Annotated in this window: 10 protein-coding genes; 3 read left to right on the top strand and 7 right to left on the bottom strand. The window is 52.7% G+C overall.

The features are described 5' to 3' along the window. Positions 1–495: 495 nt before the first annotated feature. Positions 496–1,857 carry a tRNA 5-hydroxyuridine modification protein YegQ gene (gene yegQ, locus VJY99_RS02675; protein ID WP_324116087.1) on the bottom strand — a complete coding sequence of 454 codons (1,362 nt, stop codon included), beginning with the start codon at positions 1,855–1,857 and terminating at the stop codon, positions 496–498. 224 nt (positions 1,858–2,081) lie between these two features. On the opposite strand from yegQ, the gene VJY99_RS02670 reads away from it, so the two are divergent. Further along, positions 2,082–2,738, top strand: a complete 657-nt coding sequence (locus VJY99_RS02670) for a helix-turn-helix domain-containing protein (protein WP_324116085.1) — start codon at positions 2,082–2,084, stop codon at positions 2,736–2,738. 125 nt (positions 2,739–2,863) lie between these two features. Here the strand turns inward: VJY99_RS02670 and baeR are convergent, their stop codons facing one another. The 6 genes from baeR to VJY99_RS02640 form a co-directional block, all read right to left on the bottom strand. Continuing rightward, positions 2,864–3,586, bottom strand: a complete 723-nt coding sequence (baeR, locus tag VJY99_RS02665; protein ID WP_324116083.1) for a two-component system response regulator BaeR — start codon at positions 3,584–3,586, stop codon at positions 2,864–2,866. Next, on the bottom strand, positions 3,583–4,977 hold the full coding sequence (gene baeS / locus VJY99_RS02660; RefSeq protein ID WP_324116081.1) for a two-component system sensor histidine kinase BaeS: 1,395 nt from the start codon (positions 4,975–4,977) through the stop codon (positions 3,583–3,585). Before baeS ends, baeR begins: the two co-directional genes overlap by 4 nt. Continuing rightward, positions 4,974–6,389, bottom strand: a complete 1,416-nt coding sequence (locus tag VJY99_RS02655) for an MFS transporter (protein ID WP_324116079.1) — start codon at positions 6,387–6,389, stop codon at positions 4,974–4,976. The genes baeS and VJY99_RS02655 overlap by 4 nt, the downstream gene beginning before the upstream one ends. A 185-nt stretch (positions 6,390–6,574) precedes the next feature. Next, entirely contained in the window at positions 6,575–9,664 is a 3,090-nt protein-coding gene (gene mdtC / locus VJY99_RS02650; RefSeq protein ID WP_324116077.1) for a multidrug efflux RND transporter permease subunit MdtC, read from the bottom strand. Continuing rightward, the gene (locus VJY99_RS02645; RefSeq protein WP_324116075.1) at positions 9,661–12,786 is read right to left on the bottom strand and encodes an MdtB/MuxB family multidrug efflux RND transporter permease subunit; all 3,126 of its coding nucleotides are present in this window, start codon (positions 12,784–12,786) and stop codon (positions 9,661–9,663) included. Before VJY99_RS02645 ends, mdtC begins: the two co-directional genes overlap by 4 nt. Beyond that, the gene (locus tag VJY99_RS02640) at positions 12,786–14,036 is read right to left on the bottom strand and encodes an MdtA/MuxA family multidrug efflux RND transporter periplasmic adaptor subunit (protein WP_324116073.1); all 1,251 of its coding nucleotides are present in this window, start codon (positions 14,034–14,036) and stop codon (positions 12,786–12,788) included. The genes VJY99_RS02645 and VJY99_RS02640 overlap by 1 nt, the downstream gene beginning before the upstream one ends. Positions 14,037–14,265: 229 nt before the next feature. Here VJY99_RS02640 and VJY99_RS02635 point away from each other — a divergent pair, with 229 nt between their 5' ends. Together VJY99_RS02635 and VJY99_RS02630 are read left to right on the top strand one after the other, a co-directional pair. Then, positions 14,266–14,613, top strand: a complete 348-nt coding sequence (locus VJY99_RS02635) for a type II toxin-antitoxin system RelE/ParE family toxin (RefSeq protein ID WP_324116071.1) — start codon at positions 14,266–14,268, stop codon at positions 14,611–14,613. Between the two features lies 1 nt (position 14,614). Beyond that, positions 14,615–14,932: a helix-turn-helix domain-containing protein gene (locus VJY99_RS02630; protein ID WP_324116069.1), complete on the top strand. Its 318-nt coding sequence runs from the start codon at positions 14,615–14,617 to the stop codon at positions 14,930–14,932. Positions 14,933–15,023 lie beyond the last annotated feature (91 nt).

The raw sequence follows: 15,023 nt of genomic DNA, 5'->3' as shown, positions 1-15,023 counted from the left end.
GTTGTGTCCTGCGCTACCCATCTCCCTTTGCTATCTCTTCATTCACACAACGCACGAAAATAGACACTCCAGAAAACTTATGGAGTGACCCGGATACTTGCAGTGCCATCGTCCCGTCAGCCCTGTTAGCTATCCATTCTCCATATAACCATTGAAAATAGCACTCGCCCAAAAACACCTGAAAGTGCGGAGTATCATGGCCAGGCACAGCAAGCTGATGCCAGCGCCGCACCGCAGTATCAAGGTTTTCTTAGAACTCAGATGAGGCTTTCTGATGTGGAGTATCAGGAGGATGGGGGGATTAATTGGTTTGTTGTAACATCAAAAAAAGAAGGCCTGCGAAAGGGAGATTTCACAGGCCAATGAGGTGGTTCTTGGATATAACTAGCATTTATGGGTTATGTTTTTCAGCCCGGAGATAATAACCGTATCTAACGAAGCGGTATGTGATCGGTTTCTAAAATTCTTCCAGAGCGAAAAAATAACCTAAATGAACTAGTTAGCGTGCGGATCGCGAGAGGTCTGACCTGCTAAATTGCGCATCAGCAGCGCAAAATCCAGCGACACGTCTTCCGGCACAGGCATCCATACGGTATGGCCATCGCCCGGAGCAACATCAATCGGTTGCGCTTTGGTGTTTTCCAGCACTTCGAGAGTAAATGTGACGTTACCTTGTGGTGTCATTAACTCCAGGCTGTCGCCCAACAGGAATTTATTCTTCACTTTTACCGCAACCAGGTCACCGCGACGTTCACCGGTAAACTCGCCGACAAACTGCTGAGTCTCTGATACCGAATGGCCGTAATCGTAATTCTGATAGGCATCGTGATTGTGGCGACGCAAGAAACCTTCGGTGTAGCCGCGGTGCGCCAGGCCTTCGAGTGTTGTCAAAAGGGTAGGGTCGAATGGCTTACCGGCAGCAGCGTCATCAATCGCACGGCGGTAGACCTGCGCGGTACGGGCGCAGTAATAATAAGATTTGGTACGACCTTCGATTTTCAGCGAATGCACGCCCATCTTGGTCAGGCGCTCAACGTGTTCAATAGCACGCAGGTCTTTCGAGTTCATGATATAGGTGCCGTGCTCGTCTTCGAACGCGGTCATGTATTCGCCAGGACGTTTGGCTTCTTCCATCATGAATACTTTGTCAGTCGGTGCGCCAGCGCCAAGCGTGGGTTCAATGTTCTGTACCGGAATGGGCTCATGAAGATGCACGATATTGCCGACATCATCCTCTTTACCTTCTTCAACTTTATATTCCCAACGGCAGGCGTTGGTGCAGGTGCCTTGGTTTGGATCGCGCTTGTTGATGTAACCCGACAGCAGGCAGCGCCCAGAATAGGCCATGCACAATGCGCCATGGACGAAAATTTCCAGCTCCATTTCCGGCACTTGTTCGCGTACTTCAGCAATCTCTTCAAGGGAAAGTTCGCGGGAAAGAATCACGCGGGTCAGACCCATTTGCTTCCAGAACTTCACGGTTGCCCAGTTCACTGCGTTAGCCTGTACGGACAGATGAACATCCATTTCCGGGAACGCTTCACGGACCATCATGATGAGTCCAGGGTCGGACATGATAAGTGCATCCGGCCCCATATCGATAACCGGTTTCAGGTCACGGATAAAGGTTTTCAGCTTGGCGTTATGCGGGGCGATGTTAACAACCACGTAGAATTTTTTACCCAACTCATGGGCTTCGTTAATGCCAACTTGCAAGTTTTCGTGATTGAATTCGTTATTGCGCACCCGCAAGCTATAGCGCGGCTGGCCGGCATAAACCGCGTCAGCACCGTAAGCGAAAGCATAACGCATATTTTTCAGCGTTCCGGCAGGCGAAAGAAGTTCTGGTTTAAACATGATGTTCTCGTTCTGATGTCAGGTCAGAACCGCTGCATAAGGCGTAGCGGTTTTAAGGCATGTGGATAACCCACAGTTTATGAGCGGGAATGATACCGCTAAAAGGTTCCTGAAACCACCATTGAGCCAGCCATCTACGGCAATGGACATGGCCTCCTCACAAGTTCCCATTGATTATCCGTTATACTCAAGGTCTTTCCTGTCATGTTTAAAAATGGTGCAAAATGACTCAGCCAACTCCGCCCATTGATATTATTCCCCCGGAAAAACCGTTGGTTGAAATTAACAAATTGCTGAATGTCTTTATTAACGCCTCAACCGATTACGTGGCAGATAAAAAGAAAAATACCGTGAGTTTGTGTGACGAAAATGGCCATCCGCGAGTCTTTTTATTATTAGAAGGCAGGATTGATGTCTGGCAATATCTGGACAACCGACTCGCAGAAACAGGCTGGGTGCCAAATATCCTTGGTCTACAGGGATCTGAGTACCGTTCAAAGATGTTTTATGCTCAATTTCCCGCTTCCAGCGTGGTCAAATATCTCCCGCAACAAACGGCCTTATCACTGGTGAGACAGCATAATCTCTGGGAAGAATTATGGATTACCCAAGGCTACCTGATCGACAGGAAACTGCACCGGGACCTGATATTACTGAACAGCTCAGCCTATAAAATTATCTGTTTACTCCTTCACGAACTCGAACAATATAGTGAAGATGAACGTGCGCAACTGAGTATGGCTGATTTCATCATTACTCGTTCCCGTCTGGCGCGGAGCGGGGTGATGAAAATTATTTCTGAATTGCGGGCCGGAGGTTATATCGAAGTCAATAATGGCAAATTAGTCCGCATTGTTAAAAAATTACCGAAGAATTACTAAATTAGGCTGGAAACGGATAACAAAGAATCGCAGGTTATCGGGTCGAGCCGTGTGAGTTCGGTTGCCAGTATCACTGATGACGACCTGGCAACTAAGCAACCAAGGCAACCAAGGCAACTAGGCAACTAGGCAATGCGGCAGGCGTCAGCTTCCCAGCGATAACCCACACCATATACGGCGCGGATAAACGACTGTTCTTCGTCCAGAGACTCCAGTTTGCGGCGCAGGTTTTTGATATGGCTGTCGATAGTGCGGTCAGTCACCACGCGATAATCATCATAAAGTTGGTTTAGCAGTTGTTCGCGTGAAAAAACTTTGCCCGGTTCGTGGGATAGAGTTTTGAGCAGACGGAACTCTGCGGGGGTTAAATCCAGCAGTTTGTCGCGCCAGCTGGCCTGAAAACGGCTTTCGTCGATAATCAACGGACTGATTTCGTCGGCAGGAATGGGTTCGCGTTGGCGTTTGCAGCGGCGCAAAATAGTTTTCACGCGCGCCACGACTTCCCGCGGGCTGTAAGGTTTGCAGATGTAATCATCGGCACCAATTTCCAGCCCTAACAGACGGTCAATTTCTTCGATTTTTGCGGTCACCATCACCACCGGTATCTCAGAGAAGCGGCGGATCTCGCGGCACAGCGTCAGGCCATCAGTGCCTGGCAGCATCAAGTCGAGCAGGATTAAATCCGGCGGAGTCTGGCGCACAAACGCCAACACTTTATCGCCATGGGTAATCAATTCCGGGGCGTAACCCGCCGCGCGTAAGTAATCAATGAGCAACTGCCCAAGCTTAGGTTCGTCTTCAACAATTAAGATGCGCGGTGTGTTTTCGTCAATCGGTAACTCGGTCATACAGGTCTCAACGATTCTGGCAGCAAGGGTATCTCTACTGTAATGCTAACCCCGCCGAAAGGCGAATGCGTAGCGTATAGCTTGCCGTTATGGGCGGCGGCGATGTTTTGGCAGATGGACAACCCAAGGCCTGAGCCTCCACTTGCCCGGTTACGTGAACCTTCAGCGCGGTAAAACCGTTCAAACAGCATGGTCAACTGCTCGTCATTGACCCCCGGCGCGCTATCAGCGAAATGCATCACGAAACGCTGTTGGAGGACTTCACCGGAGATAACCAATTGGCCGCCTGCATCGGTGTAGCGTAGGCTGTTTTCCAGCAAGTTATTGAATAGCTGCATTAAACGATCACTGTCACCAAAAATGGTCACACTGTCCGGCAGTGCCAGACTGATGGTTAAACCGCGCGAATTGAAACGCTCACGGAACGCGCCCGCCGCAATTTCCAACAGGTTGATGACATCCAGTGACTGTTTCTGATAGGCCAGAGCCCCTTCGTCTGACATCGATAAGTGGTGCAGGTCGTCAACGAGTTTGGTTAGCGTCGCCACTTCCATCTGCAGCGAGGCGACCGATTCCGGGGTGAATTTGCGCACACCATCCTGAATCGCTTCCAGCTCGCCGCGTAATATTGCCAGCGGGGTGCGCAATTCATGGGAAATATCGGCCATATACGCGCGGCGCATGTTGTGGTTTTTCTCAAGCGTGCTGGCAAGTTGGTTAAAGTCTTGTGCCAGTTTGCCCAGTTCATCCTGGCTGGTGGAATCAACGCGGGTCGTGAAATCGCCCGCAGCCAGTTTATGCGTTCCTTCAACCAACCTTTTTACCGGTGCAAGTAAACCGCGTGCCAGCAAAAAGGTGGCCGCTGCTGCAAGCAGTGAGGAGAGGGCGACAATAATCCAACTGGTGCGGCGTTGCTGCTTGTCGAAATTAATATCGGTGTTGCGCGTAAGCCGTTCAACAGGCGAGGCCACCACCCAGCCTGTCTCTCGGCCATTAACGGTGATAGCGCGGCGCATGCCGTCACCAGGAACCGGGCCACGCGGGCCAACCAGCACTTTGTAATCCTGATCGACCACCCAAAACTGTGTGCGCCAGCCATGCGGTGGCAGGTTACGGTTCTCTTCATCACCATGCTCAAAAGAACGCAGTATTTTGAACATAAAACGGTCGTTGTTGCGCAGGAATTGCCAGTTACCGTGCTGCGCATATTGTTCGCCCAGCGCGTCACTCAACATTTCCAGACGTTGTTCATTGCCACGTTTGATGTAGTCAATAAACCCGTGCTCGAAACTGAGGCGTACTCCCCAATGCATGATGGCTAATACCAGTAAGCAGGTAGAGAAAATTGCCAAAAATAGTTTGCCGGTAATGCCTGGCCGCCAGAGCTTCATGAGCTCCTCCTTTTACGTCGCGCAATCACGACATTTTTGGTGGTGTCATTAGGGACGCGAGCAAAGATAATCGCCGGTAGGGCGATAACCAGCGCGATGCTGAACCAGGTGTACATAAAGACGCTATGAATCGCGTTGCTATCTGCTGTTATTTGATGATGACCGTACATTCCGAGCAGCAGCCCGGCGAGGGTCACGCCGAGACTCATGGACAGTTGCATCACCATTGACAGCATGCTGTTGCCACTGCTTGCAAGGTCGTCAGGCAAATCTTTCAGCGTCAGGGTATTCATTGATGAGAATCGGGTGGAATTCACCATACCCAGTAAGAACAGCACCACCGGCAGCAGGTAATACCAACCCATCAGGGCGGTGCCCATAAACATCAGGATAACCAGTGCCAGGCCAAGCGTACTGGCGACTAACACATGGCGATAGCCAAAACGGTTAACCACCTGCACCACAATACGTTTCATGCCCATGCTGCCGAGCACCATCGGCACCATCATCAGCCCCGCGTGGAACGGTGAAAAGCCAAGGCCAATTTGCAGAAATACCGGCGTCATAAAAGGAATCATCCCACTGCCGATACGGCCACAAAAACTCCCCAGCAATCCAATCGAGAAGGTCTGAGTTTTAAATAAATTGAGGCTGAACAAGGCGTTGTCATGGATTTTGGCATGCCATAAATAGAGTGCAATCGCCGCGGTGCCACCGCCAACTAACAGCCACAGCGTTGACGGGGTGATGCCTAAACCTTTTGCGCCATCCAGTGCGATGGTCAGTGCCGCCATGCCAACTGCAAGCAAGACAAAACCCATCATGTCGAATTTACGCGTTTGCAGGGTGTAGTTCGGCATCAGCCACAAGGTCGCGATAGCACCGATAATGCCAACCGGTAGATTAATCAGGAAGATCCAGTGCCAGGAAGCATATTCCACCAGTATGCCGCCCAACGCCGGGCCGAGTAACGGGCCGATTTGCCCAGGTAATGTCACGAAAGTCATTGCCGCCATGTACTGTTCGCGTGGGACAATTTTCATCACCGTCAAACGCCCAACCGGGACCATCATCGCCCCGCCAATCCCTTGCACAACCCGCGCCATCACCAGTTCATTAAGTGTCGATGCATGAGCACAAAACAGCGAGCCGATGGTGAACAGCACGATGGCGGTGAAGAAAATATTGCGCACGCCAACCCGGTCAGCCAACCAACCGCTGGCAGGCAGCATCACCGCCACCGTCAGCACATAGGCAACAATCACCGAGTGCATGTGTAACGGGCTTTCCCCGAGGCTTGCCGCCATAGAGGGCAGGGCGGTATTGACGATGGTCGTGTCGAGCGACTGCATGAAAAAGCCGAAGGCGACAATCCACAGTTGCCAGCGCACGCTCGCTGGAAGTTCAGTCATATGTTCAATCCTTCATACTTGAAGCCGCAGCTGTGTTGCGGCGTTCTTTCGCCCGAATCACTTACTCAAATCAGCTCATCGGGATTAATGAGAGACTCCTGTCTCTCACCGAAGGCCAGCCTTTGGCTGGTCAAATTCGTTCCCGACGAATTTGTCATTCACTTGCGGCCTTGCTGCAACTCCAATTATTTTGGATATTCTGGGGCTTCAAGGTGATTAGGCTTACGCGCAAACCGTATCCGCAAACGGTCAAAGAACAGATACACCACCGGCGTGGTGTACAACGTCAGTAACTGGCTGACCACCAGACCGCCAACAATCGTAATCCCCAGCGGCTGGCGCAGCTCCGCGCCATCACCGCTGGTCAGCACTAAAGGTAATGCGCCAAACAGTGCGGCCAGCGTGGTCATCATAATCGGGCGGAAACGTAGCAAGCAGGCCTGGAAAATGGCATCGACCGGTTGCAGATTGCCGTTGCGTTGCGCGTCGATGGCAAAGTCCACCATCATGATGGCGTTTTTCTTCACGATGCCGATCAATAGCATGATACCGATGAGCGCAATCAGGCTAAACGGTGCACCAAATAATTCCAATGCCAGCAATGCCCCAACCCCCGCCGAAGGCAGAGTCGACAGAATCGTCAACGGGTGAACGTAGCTCTCATACAAAATCCCCAACACGATATACACCGTGGCGATGGCGGCGATAATCAACAACACCTGGGATTTCATGGTGTCCTGGAACACTTGCGCGGTACCGGCGTACATCCCGCGCACTGTTGAAGGCACGCCGAGTGCGGTCATGGTGCGATCGATTGCTTCACTGGCTTGTGATAGCGACACGCCTGTTGGCAGGTTAAAGGAAACGGTCGAAGCAGCAGAAAGCCCCTGGTGATTCACCGACAGCGGCGCATTGGCTGGTTGCCATTTTGCAAACCGCGACAGCGGTATCGCTTTACCTTCTTTATTGATGACGAACATTTGATCCAACGCGCTGATATCCTGGGTGTAGCGTGAGTCAACTTCCATCACCACTTTGTACTGGTTAAGCGGTTGATAGATGGTTGAAATTTGACGCTGACCAAAGGCGTTGTTCAGCAAGTCGTTGGCGTCTGCCACGCTAATCCCCAAACGCGCCATCGAATCACGGTCATAAATCAGATCCATTTCCGCACCGTTGTCCTGGCTGTCGGAGTTGACGTCGGCAAGCTGCGGCAGTTTCGCCAGCGCCTGGCGAATTTTAGGCTCCCAGGTTCGCAAATCGGCCAAATTATCGGAAAGCAGCGTGTACTGATAGCTGGCGTTGGCCTGACGGCCACCGACACGAATATCCTGCACCGCCATCAAAAACAGACTGGCTCCCGGCTCTTTCGCCAGCGATTTACGCAGGCGGTCGATGACTTGTTGCGCGGTCTCTTTACGCTCAGAAAGCGGCTTGAGCGAGATAAACATCATACCGCTGTTCACCCGTGAGCCACCGGTAAAGCCCGTCACGTTTTCGACTGCCGGATCGTCACGGACGATTTTCATGAAATCCTGCAATTTACCGCGCATCGCCTGGAAGGAAATGCTCTGGTCGGCCTGAATATTGCCCATCAAACGCCCGGTATCTTGCTCTGGGAAGAAGGTTTTCGGGATGGCGATATACAGCCAAATGTTGAGTGCCATAGTGGCTAACAGCACCACGCCCACCAGTTTGGTATGGTTGAGCACCCATTTAAGCGAGCGCCCGTAACCCTGTTGCATCGCCACTAACAGGCGCCCAAACCCACGTTGACGGGTTGGCGAGTGTTTCGGTTTGTTCTTTAACAGCCAGCCGCACATCATCGGTGTGAGGGTAATTGACACCAGTAGCGAAATCCCGATGGCGACCGACAGCGTGACGGCAAACTCTTTGAATAATCGCCCTGGCAATCCACCCATCAACAGGAGCGGCAAGAACACCGCTACCAGCGATAAGCTCATCGACAGCACGGTAAATCCGACTTCGCGTACCCCTTGTAACGCAGCCTGCAAAGGTTTCACGCCCGCTTCGAGATGGCGTGAAATATTTTCCAGCACCACGATGGCGTCATCCACCACAAAACCGGTGGCGATGGTTAGCGCCATCAACGACAGGTTATTCAGGCTAAAACCGCACAGATACATGGCGATAAAGGTGCCAATCAGCGACACCGGAACCGCTACCGCCGGGATAAGTGTCGCCCGGCCAGAGCGCAGGAACAGGAACACCACCAGAATCACCAACACGACCGAGATAACCAGCGATTGCTCGACTTCAGCGAGCGACGCACGAATGGTTGGCGAGCGATCCTGGGCAATTTGCAAGTCTATCGACGCCGGAATGGTTTCACGCAACTCAGGGAGTTTCGCCCGAATTCTATCCACCGTTTCGATGATGTTCGCTTCCTGCGATTTACGAATCATCAGCAAAATGGCCGGTTTTGCATTCGCCATCCCGGCGTTGCGCACATCCTGGACGGAGTCGGTCACGGTGGCGACATCGCTCAAGTGCACCGCACCACCATTGTTGTAATGGATGATTAACGGTTGATATTCCGTGGCGGTTTTCAGTTCATCATTGGTCTGTAATTGCCAGCGCTGTGCGTTATCTTCTACCGCACCTTGTGGGCGGCGCACGTTGGCATCGTTAATGGTTTCGCGAACCGCATCCAGTGAAACCCCTTGGTTAAACAGCGCTTGCGGATTGAGCGCCACGCGCACCGCTGGAAGTGAGCTACCGCCGATGTCCACATCGCCCACGCCATCAATTTGCGCCACGGTTTGCGCCACTTGTGTGGAAGCGAAATCATACAATTTCCCCTGGGAATAGGTGTCGGAGGTCAGCGTCAGGATCATAATCGGCGCATCTGACGGGTTGGCTTTGCGATAGGTCGGGCGGCTTGGCATGCCGCTGGGCAACAGGCTTTGTGCGGCATTAATGGCTGCCTGCACATCACGCGCAGCACTATTGATATCTCGATCAAAAGTAAATTCGAGAATAATTCGGGTACTGCCCAGCGAACTTGATGACGTCATCTCGTTGACACCGGCAATGCGCCCGAGGGCACGCTCCAGCGGTGTGGCGACTGACGAGGCCATGGTTTCCGGCGAGGCACCCGGCAGTGAAGCACTGACCATGATCACCGGGAAATCCACTTGCGGCAGTGGAGCAACCGGCAGCAGACGGAAGCCCAACACGCCGCACAAGGTGATGGCGGCGGTCAGCAAAATGGTGGCGACCGGTCGATAGATGAACAGTGCGAAGAACTTCACAGCATTTCCTCATCACGACGACCAAAACGACGGCGCACCGCATGGGACAGGTTATCAAACAGCAAATAGATTACCGGGGTGGTAAACAGCGTGAGTACCTGGCTGACCAGCAACCCGCCGACCATGCCAATCCCTAACGGGCGGCGCAGTTCAGCACCGACGCCCGTTGACAGCATCAGCGGTAACGCACCCAGCAGAGCAGCAAGTGTGGTCATCAGAATGGGGCGAAAACGCAGTAAACAGGCCTGATAAATCGCATCATAAGGCTTCATCCCTTGTTCACGCTCGGCCGCCAGCGCGAAGTCGATCATCATGATGGCGTTTTTCTTGACGATACCGATGAGCAAAATGATGCCGATAATTGCAATGACGTTCAATTCGGCACCCGCCAACATCAATGCCAGTAAGGCCCCGACACCTGCGGTTGGCAGCGTGGACAAAATCGTGATGGGGTGAATAAAGCTCTCGTAGAGCACGCCGAGGACGATATACATCGCCACCACGGAGGCGATGATAAGCCAAATCGTGTTACCTAATGCAGCCTGGAAGGCGAGGGTGCTGCCCTGGAATTGGGTGGTGATGTCCACCGGCATCGCGAGATCTTTTTCAGCAGCACGAATCGCCTCCACGGCTTCTCCCAGCGAATGATCACCGGTCACGTTGAAGGAAAAAGTGGACGACGGGAACTGGTCGAGATGGTTGACTGTCAGCGGCGCAAAACGCGGCTCGATTTTGGCAATGCTACTTAACGGCACACTGCCGCTATCCGTACTGGCAAGGCGGATGTTATCCAGCCCACTTAAGCCCGGTGTTGCGCTGGTATCGTGTTCAAGAACCACGCGATACTGGTTGGCTTGGGTGTAAATGGTGGAGATCAGGCGCTGACCAAAGGCGTTGTACAGCGCGTTATCCACATCTGACATCGAAATACCCAGGCGGCTGGCGCTGGCCCGATCGACATTCACATACGCCACCAACCCTTGATCCTGCCAGTCGCTGCTAACATCAGCCAGTTCTGGCAACGCACGGAGTTTTTCGGTTAATTGTGGCACCCAGGTGCTGAGTGCGTCGAGGGACGTGGCCTGCAAGCTGAACTGATATTGTGTGCGGCTGACGGTGGTATCAATGGTCAAATCCTGCACCGGCTGTAGGTAAAGCTCAACACCCGGTACTTTGGCGACCTCATTTTGCAGCCTTTCAATGACCACCGGAATGCGGTCGTCACGCTCGCTCAGTGGCTTGAGGTTGATTTGCAAACGCGCACTGTTGAGCGACGGGTTGGTGCCATCTACGCCAATAAATGACGTCAGGCTTTCGACCGCCGGATCTTTCATCACCACATCGGCAACCTGCTGCTGGCGCTGGGCCATGCTGGCAAACGAAACCGATTGTGGCGCTTGTAAGGTGCCTTGAATAATCCCGTTATCCTGAATCGGGAAGAAGCCTTTGGGGATGAAAATCCACAGCATAATGGTCAGCGCCAGAGTGCCGAAAGCCACGCCCAATGTCAGCCACGGATGGTGTAATACGCGGGTTAGAATACGGCCATAACCGGCAATCACACGGTCGAAGAAACGCTCACTGGCGCGGGAAAAACGGTTCTGTTTGCGTAGCGACTCGTGGCTCAACATGCGGGCGCACATCATCGGCGTTAGCGTCAGTGACACCACTGCAGAAATCAAAATGGCGATCGCCAGCGTCATCGCAAACTCGCGGAATAAGCGACCGACGATGTCACCCATAAACAATAATGGAATCAGGACCGCAATCAGCGAAAAGGTCAGCGAGATAATCGTAAAACCAATCTCACCGGCTCCTTTGAGCGAGGCGGCCAACGGCTTTTCGCCTTTTTCAATGTAGCGGGAGATGTTCTCGATAACCACGATAGCATCATCCACCACAAAGCCGGTGGCAATGGTTAATGCCATCAAGGTGAGGTTGTTTATCGAAAAGTCGAGGAACACCATCACGGCAAACGTACCCATCAACGACAGTGGAACCGCTACCGCCGGAATAATGGTCGCCGGGACATTGCGCAGGAACAGATAAATAATCATTACCACCAACGCGATGGCGAGCATCAACTCATGCTGGGTATCACTGACCGAGGCGCGAATATTGGTGGTGCGGTCGCTGAGTAATTTGACCTCAACCGATTTCGGCAGACTTTGGGTTAATGCGGGCAACATCGCACGTATGCTGTCGGCGGTGTCGATGATGTTCGCGCCAGGTTGACGTTGCACGTTCATCACAATGGCGGGCTGCTTGTTTGCCCAGGCGCCGAGCCAGGTGTTTTCCGCACCTTGTTCAACGGTGGCCACATCGCCAAGACGGATCGGCGCACCATTCTGGTAAGCAATAATCAGATTGCGATATTCAGCGGCAGACTGCATTTGATCGTTAGCCGATAGGGTCACGGCGCGCTCGGGGCCGTCAAGGCTACCTTTTGCCGAATTGACGTTGGCGCTGGTAATGGCAGTGCGCACGGTTTCGCTGGTTAAGCCAAGGGCGGCAACCGCGGGTGCGTTTAGTTTCACGCGTACGGCTGGGCGCTGGCCACCGGAAAGCGTCACCAGACCCACACCGGAAACCTGGGAAATCTTCTGTGCTACGCGCGTTTCCACCATATCTTCGACTTGTGTCATCGGCATGGCGGTTGAAGTCACGGCGAGCGTCATAATCGGCGGATCGGCCGGGTTAACTTTGCTGTAAACCGGCGGATTCGGAAGATCGGTGGGTAGCAGGTTAGTGGCGGCGTTGATGGCTGCCTGTACTTCTTGCTCGGCCACGTCCAGGGGGAGTGTGAGCTGGAATTGCAACGTCACAACCGAGGCGCCACCAGCACTTTGTGAGGACATTTGTTTGAGGCCGGACATCTGCCCAAACTGGCGTTCAAGTGGGGCGGTAATCGCCGATGTCACCACATCCGGGCTGGCACCCGGATAGAGCGTGACCACTTGAATTGTCGGGTAATCCACTTCGGGTAGCGCTGAAACGGGCAGGAAGCGATAACCGATAATCCCGGCAATTAAGATAGCCACCATCAATAGTGTGGTGGCAACAGGTCGCAGGATAAACAGGCGTGATGGGCCTCCTGTGGCACCAGGGGGTAATACCTGCATCAGGAAGTCGCTCCGTTATGTTTGTGTTTTGCAGGCGTGTCTGTACTTTTGGTTGGGGCGGTAGCGGTCGCCGACTGCGCCTCGACCACTTCCACTTTTGCCCCTTCGGTCAGTCGGTCAATGCCGTCGGTTACCACACGGTCACCGGCAGAAACCCCGGCGGTAATTACCACTTTCTGGCTATCCTGAATGCCGACTGTCACCAAATGTTTGCTGACTTTATCTTCGCTATTGAGCACCCAAACGAAGTTGCCTTCGCTGCCCATTTGTACGGCAGCAGTGGGGATGACGACCGCGTTTTGCTGGGTATCAACCAACATGCGTGCATTAACAAACTGGTTTGGGAACAACGCGTCGTCTTGGTTATTGAAACGCGCTTTGAGTTTGATGGTGCCCGTGGTGGCATCGATTTGGTTATCGAGACTCAGCAAGGAACCGCCGCTGAGTTTCTGCTTATTGGTGCGATCCCAGGCTTCGACACTCAGCGTTATTCCGGCCTTCTGTGCTTTCACCACGGTGGCAATGTCGCTTTCTGGCAGGCTAAAAATCAGATCGATGGGATGTGTTTGGGTCAGCACCACAATGCCCGTGGTATCACTACTGGATATCTGGTTGCCGACATCGACTTGTTTCAGACCGACGCGGCCATTAATGGGTGCGGTGATGCGGCTCCAGTCGAGTTGTAATTGCGCGCTGGCAACGGTGGCTTCATCGGCCTTTATGGTCCCGACAGATTCATTGACTAACGCTTGTTGCGCGTCTAATTCCTGGCGTGACACGAGGTTGGTTTTAACCAGTTGCTGAAAACGTGCGAGGTCACGGCGGGCATTGGCCAGGGTGGCCTGATCCTTTGCCAGTTGCCCTTGCGCCTGGGCAAGCGCAATTTTGAACTGGCTAGGGTCGATCTCTGCCAGCAAATCACCGGCGTTAACTTGTTGCCCTTCCTGGAAGTGAATCGCCAATAGTTGCCCATCGACACGGCTGCGAACCGTCACGGTATTTGCGGCGGTCATCGTCCCAAGCCCCGTCAGGAAACGCGGCACTGATTCACTGGTCGCGACTGCCGCCTGGACAGGGGCTAACGCCGCACCTCGCATCCCGGGGCGACCGCCAGCAGAGCGTTGTTGCGCAGATTGCGAACCTGAGGTGTCGTTACCAGAACCCGTGGCGCGCCAGTAAAAAACGGCGGCGATAACGACAATAACTGCGGCTGCAATCCCAAACCCACGTGCGGTGAACGTACCTTTCATAGTTGTAAGTGTTCTCTTCCTGGAGCCAATAGGCCTAATCATACTAGTGTAGTGAGGGAAGGCGGCTGAAAAATGGAGGAAATATGAAGTACTGTTTGGATAAGTCTGAGAAGGCGGTTTTTTGCGTAGATTCTCGTAGAAATTCGCTTGAATAGTATCCTGTTCATATCTTCAGCAATAAACTGTGGTTTATATTTTAAATATAACCTATAGTTTATAAGGTGACGCCATGACATGGGCTGTTTATACCACTCCACGTTTTGATGAGTGGTTTGATGAACAAAGTGAAGAACTGCAGGATCGCACGTTACATGCGTTGGGAAACTTGCAATTTTTGGGTCCAGGTTTGTCACGCCCTTACGCAGATACGATAAAGGGATCGCGTTTTAACAACATGAAAGAGCTGAGAGTGCAGCATTGCGGCAGGCCCATTCGTGCCTTATATGCTTTTGCTATTTCCCGCCGGGCCATCGTGTTGTGTGCAGGAGATAAATCGAAAAATAAACGCTTCTACGAAACCATGACGAGTATTGCTGATAAAGAGTTTATGGCTTGGTTGAAGTCACAGGAGCAGTAACATGAAAAGTAATAACAAAGGCTACAGAACGCTCGACGAGATCATTTCTACTCTCTCGCCAGAAAGACAAAAAAGAGTGGCTGAGGGAACCCAGGAACTGATTCTGGAGTGTTGCCTGCATATGATTCGCGAGCAAAAAGGCTGGTCGCAACAACAGCTGGCCGAAGCGATGGGTATTAGCCAACCGGCGGTGACAGCGATTGAAAAACGCGGGAATGAAGTCAAATTAGGGACGTTAAAGCGTTATATCGAAGCGTTGGGTGGCAAGCTTTCGCTGCAAATTGAATTCCCCGATGGGGTGAAACAGTTAAAAATTTAAAACGCCGTGAGTTTCCCCACGGCGTTATGTTTTAGTCTTTAAATACCACATCAGCCCAGCGGGCAAGGCCTGCGGTCACTGAGCCGAAATC

This window comes from Buttiauxella sp., from assembly GCF_035271705.1.
In the GTDB taxonomy this organism is placed as follows: Bacteria; Pseudomonadota; Gammaproteobacteria; order Enterobacterales; family Enterobacteriaceae; genus Buttiauxella.
Note: the sequence above shows the minus strand (reverse complement) of the source record. Positions and strands in the feature narration are given on the sequence as shown.

Coding starts and splice junctions, on each gene's coding strand:
- yegQ (WP_324116087.1), bottom strand. CDS start 1,857: ATGTTTAAACCAGAACTTCTTTCGCCTGCCGGAACGCTGAAAAATATG.
- VJY99_RS02670 (WP_324116085.1), top strand. CDS start 2,082: ATGACTCAGCCAACTCCGCCCATTGATATTATTCCCCCGGAAAAACCG.
- baeR (WP_324116083.1), bottom strand. CDS start 3,586: ATGACCGAGTTACCGATTGACGAAAACACACCGCGCATCTTAATTGTT.
- baeS (WP_324116081.1), bottom strand. CDS start 4,977: ATGAAGCTCTGGCGGCCAGGCATTACCGGCAAACTATTTTTGGCAATT.
- VJY99_RS02655 (WP_324116079.1), bottom strand. CDS start 6,389: ATGACTGAACTTCCAGCGAGCGTGCGCTGGCAACTGTGGATTGTCGCC.
- VJY99_RS02645 (WP_324116075.1), bottom strand. CDS start 12,786: ATGCAGGTATTACCCCCTGGTGCCACAGGAGGCCCATCACGCCTGTTT.
- VJY99_RS02640 (WP_324116073.1), bottom strand. CDS start 14,036: ATGAAAGGTACGTTCACCGCACGTGGGTTTGGGATTGCAGCCGCAGTT.
- VJY99_RS02635 (WP_324116071.1), top strand. CDS start 14,266: ATGACATGGGCTGTTTATACCACTCCACGTTTTGATGAGTGGTTTGAT.
- VJY99_RS02630 (WP_324116069.1), top strand. CDS start 14,615: ATGAAAAGTAATAACAAAGGCTACAGAACGCTCGACGAGATCATTTCT.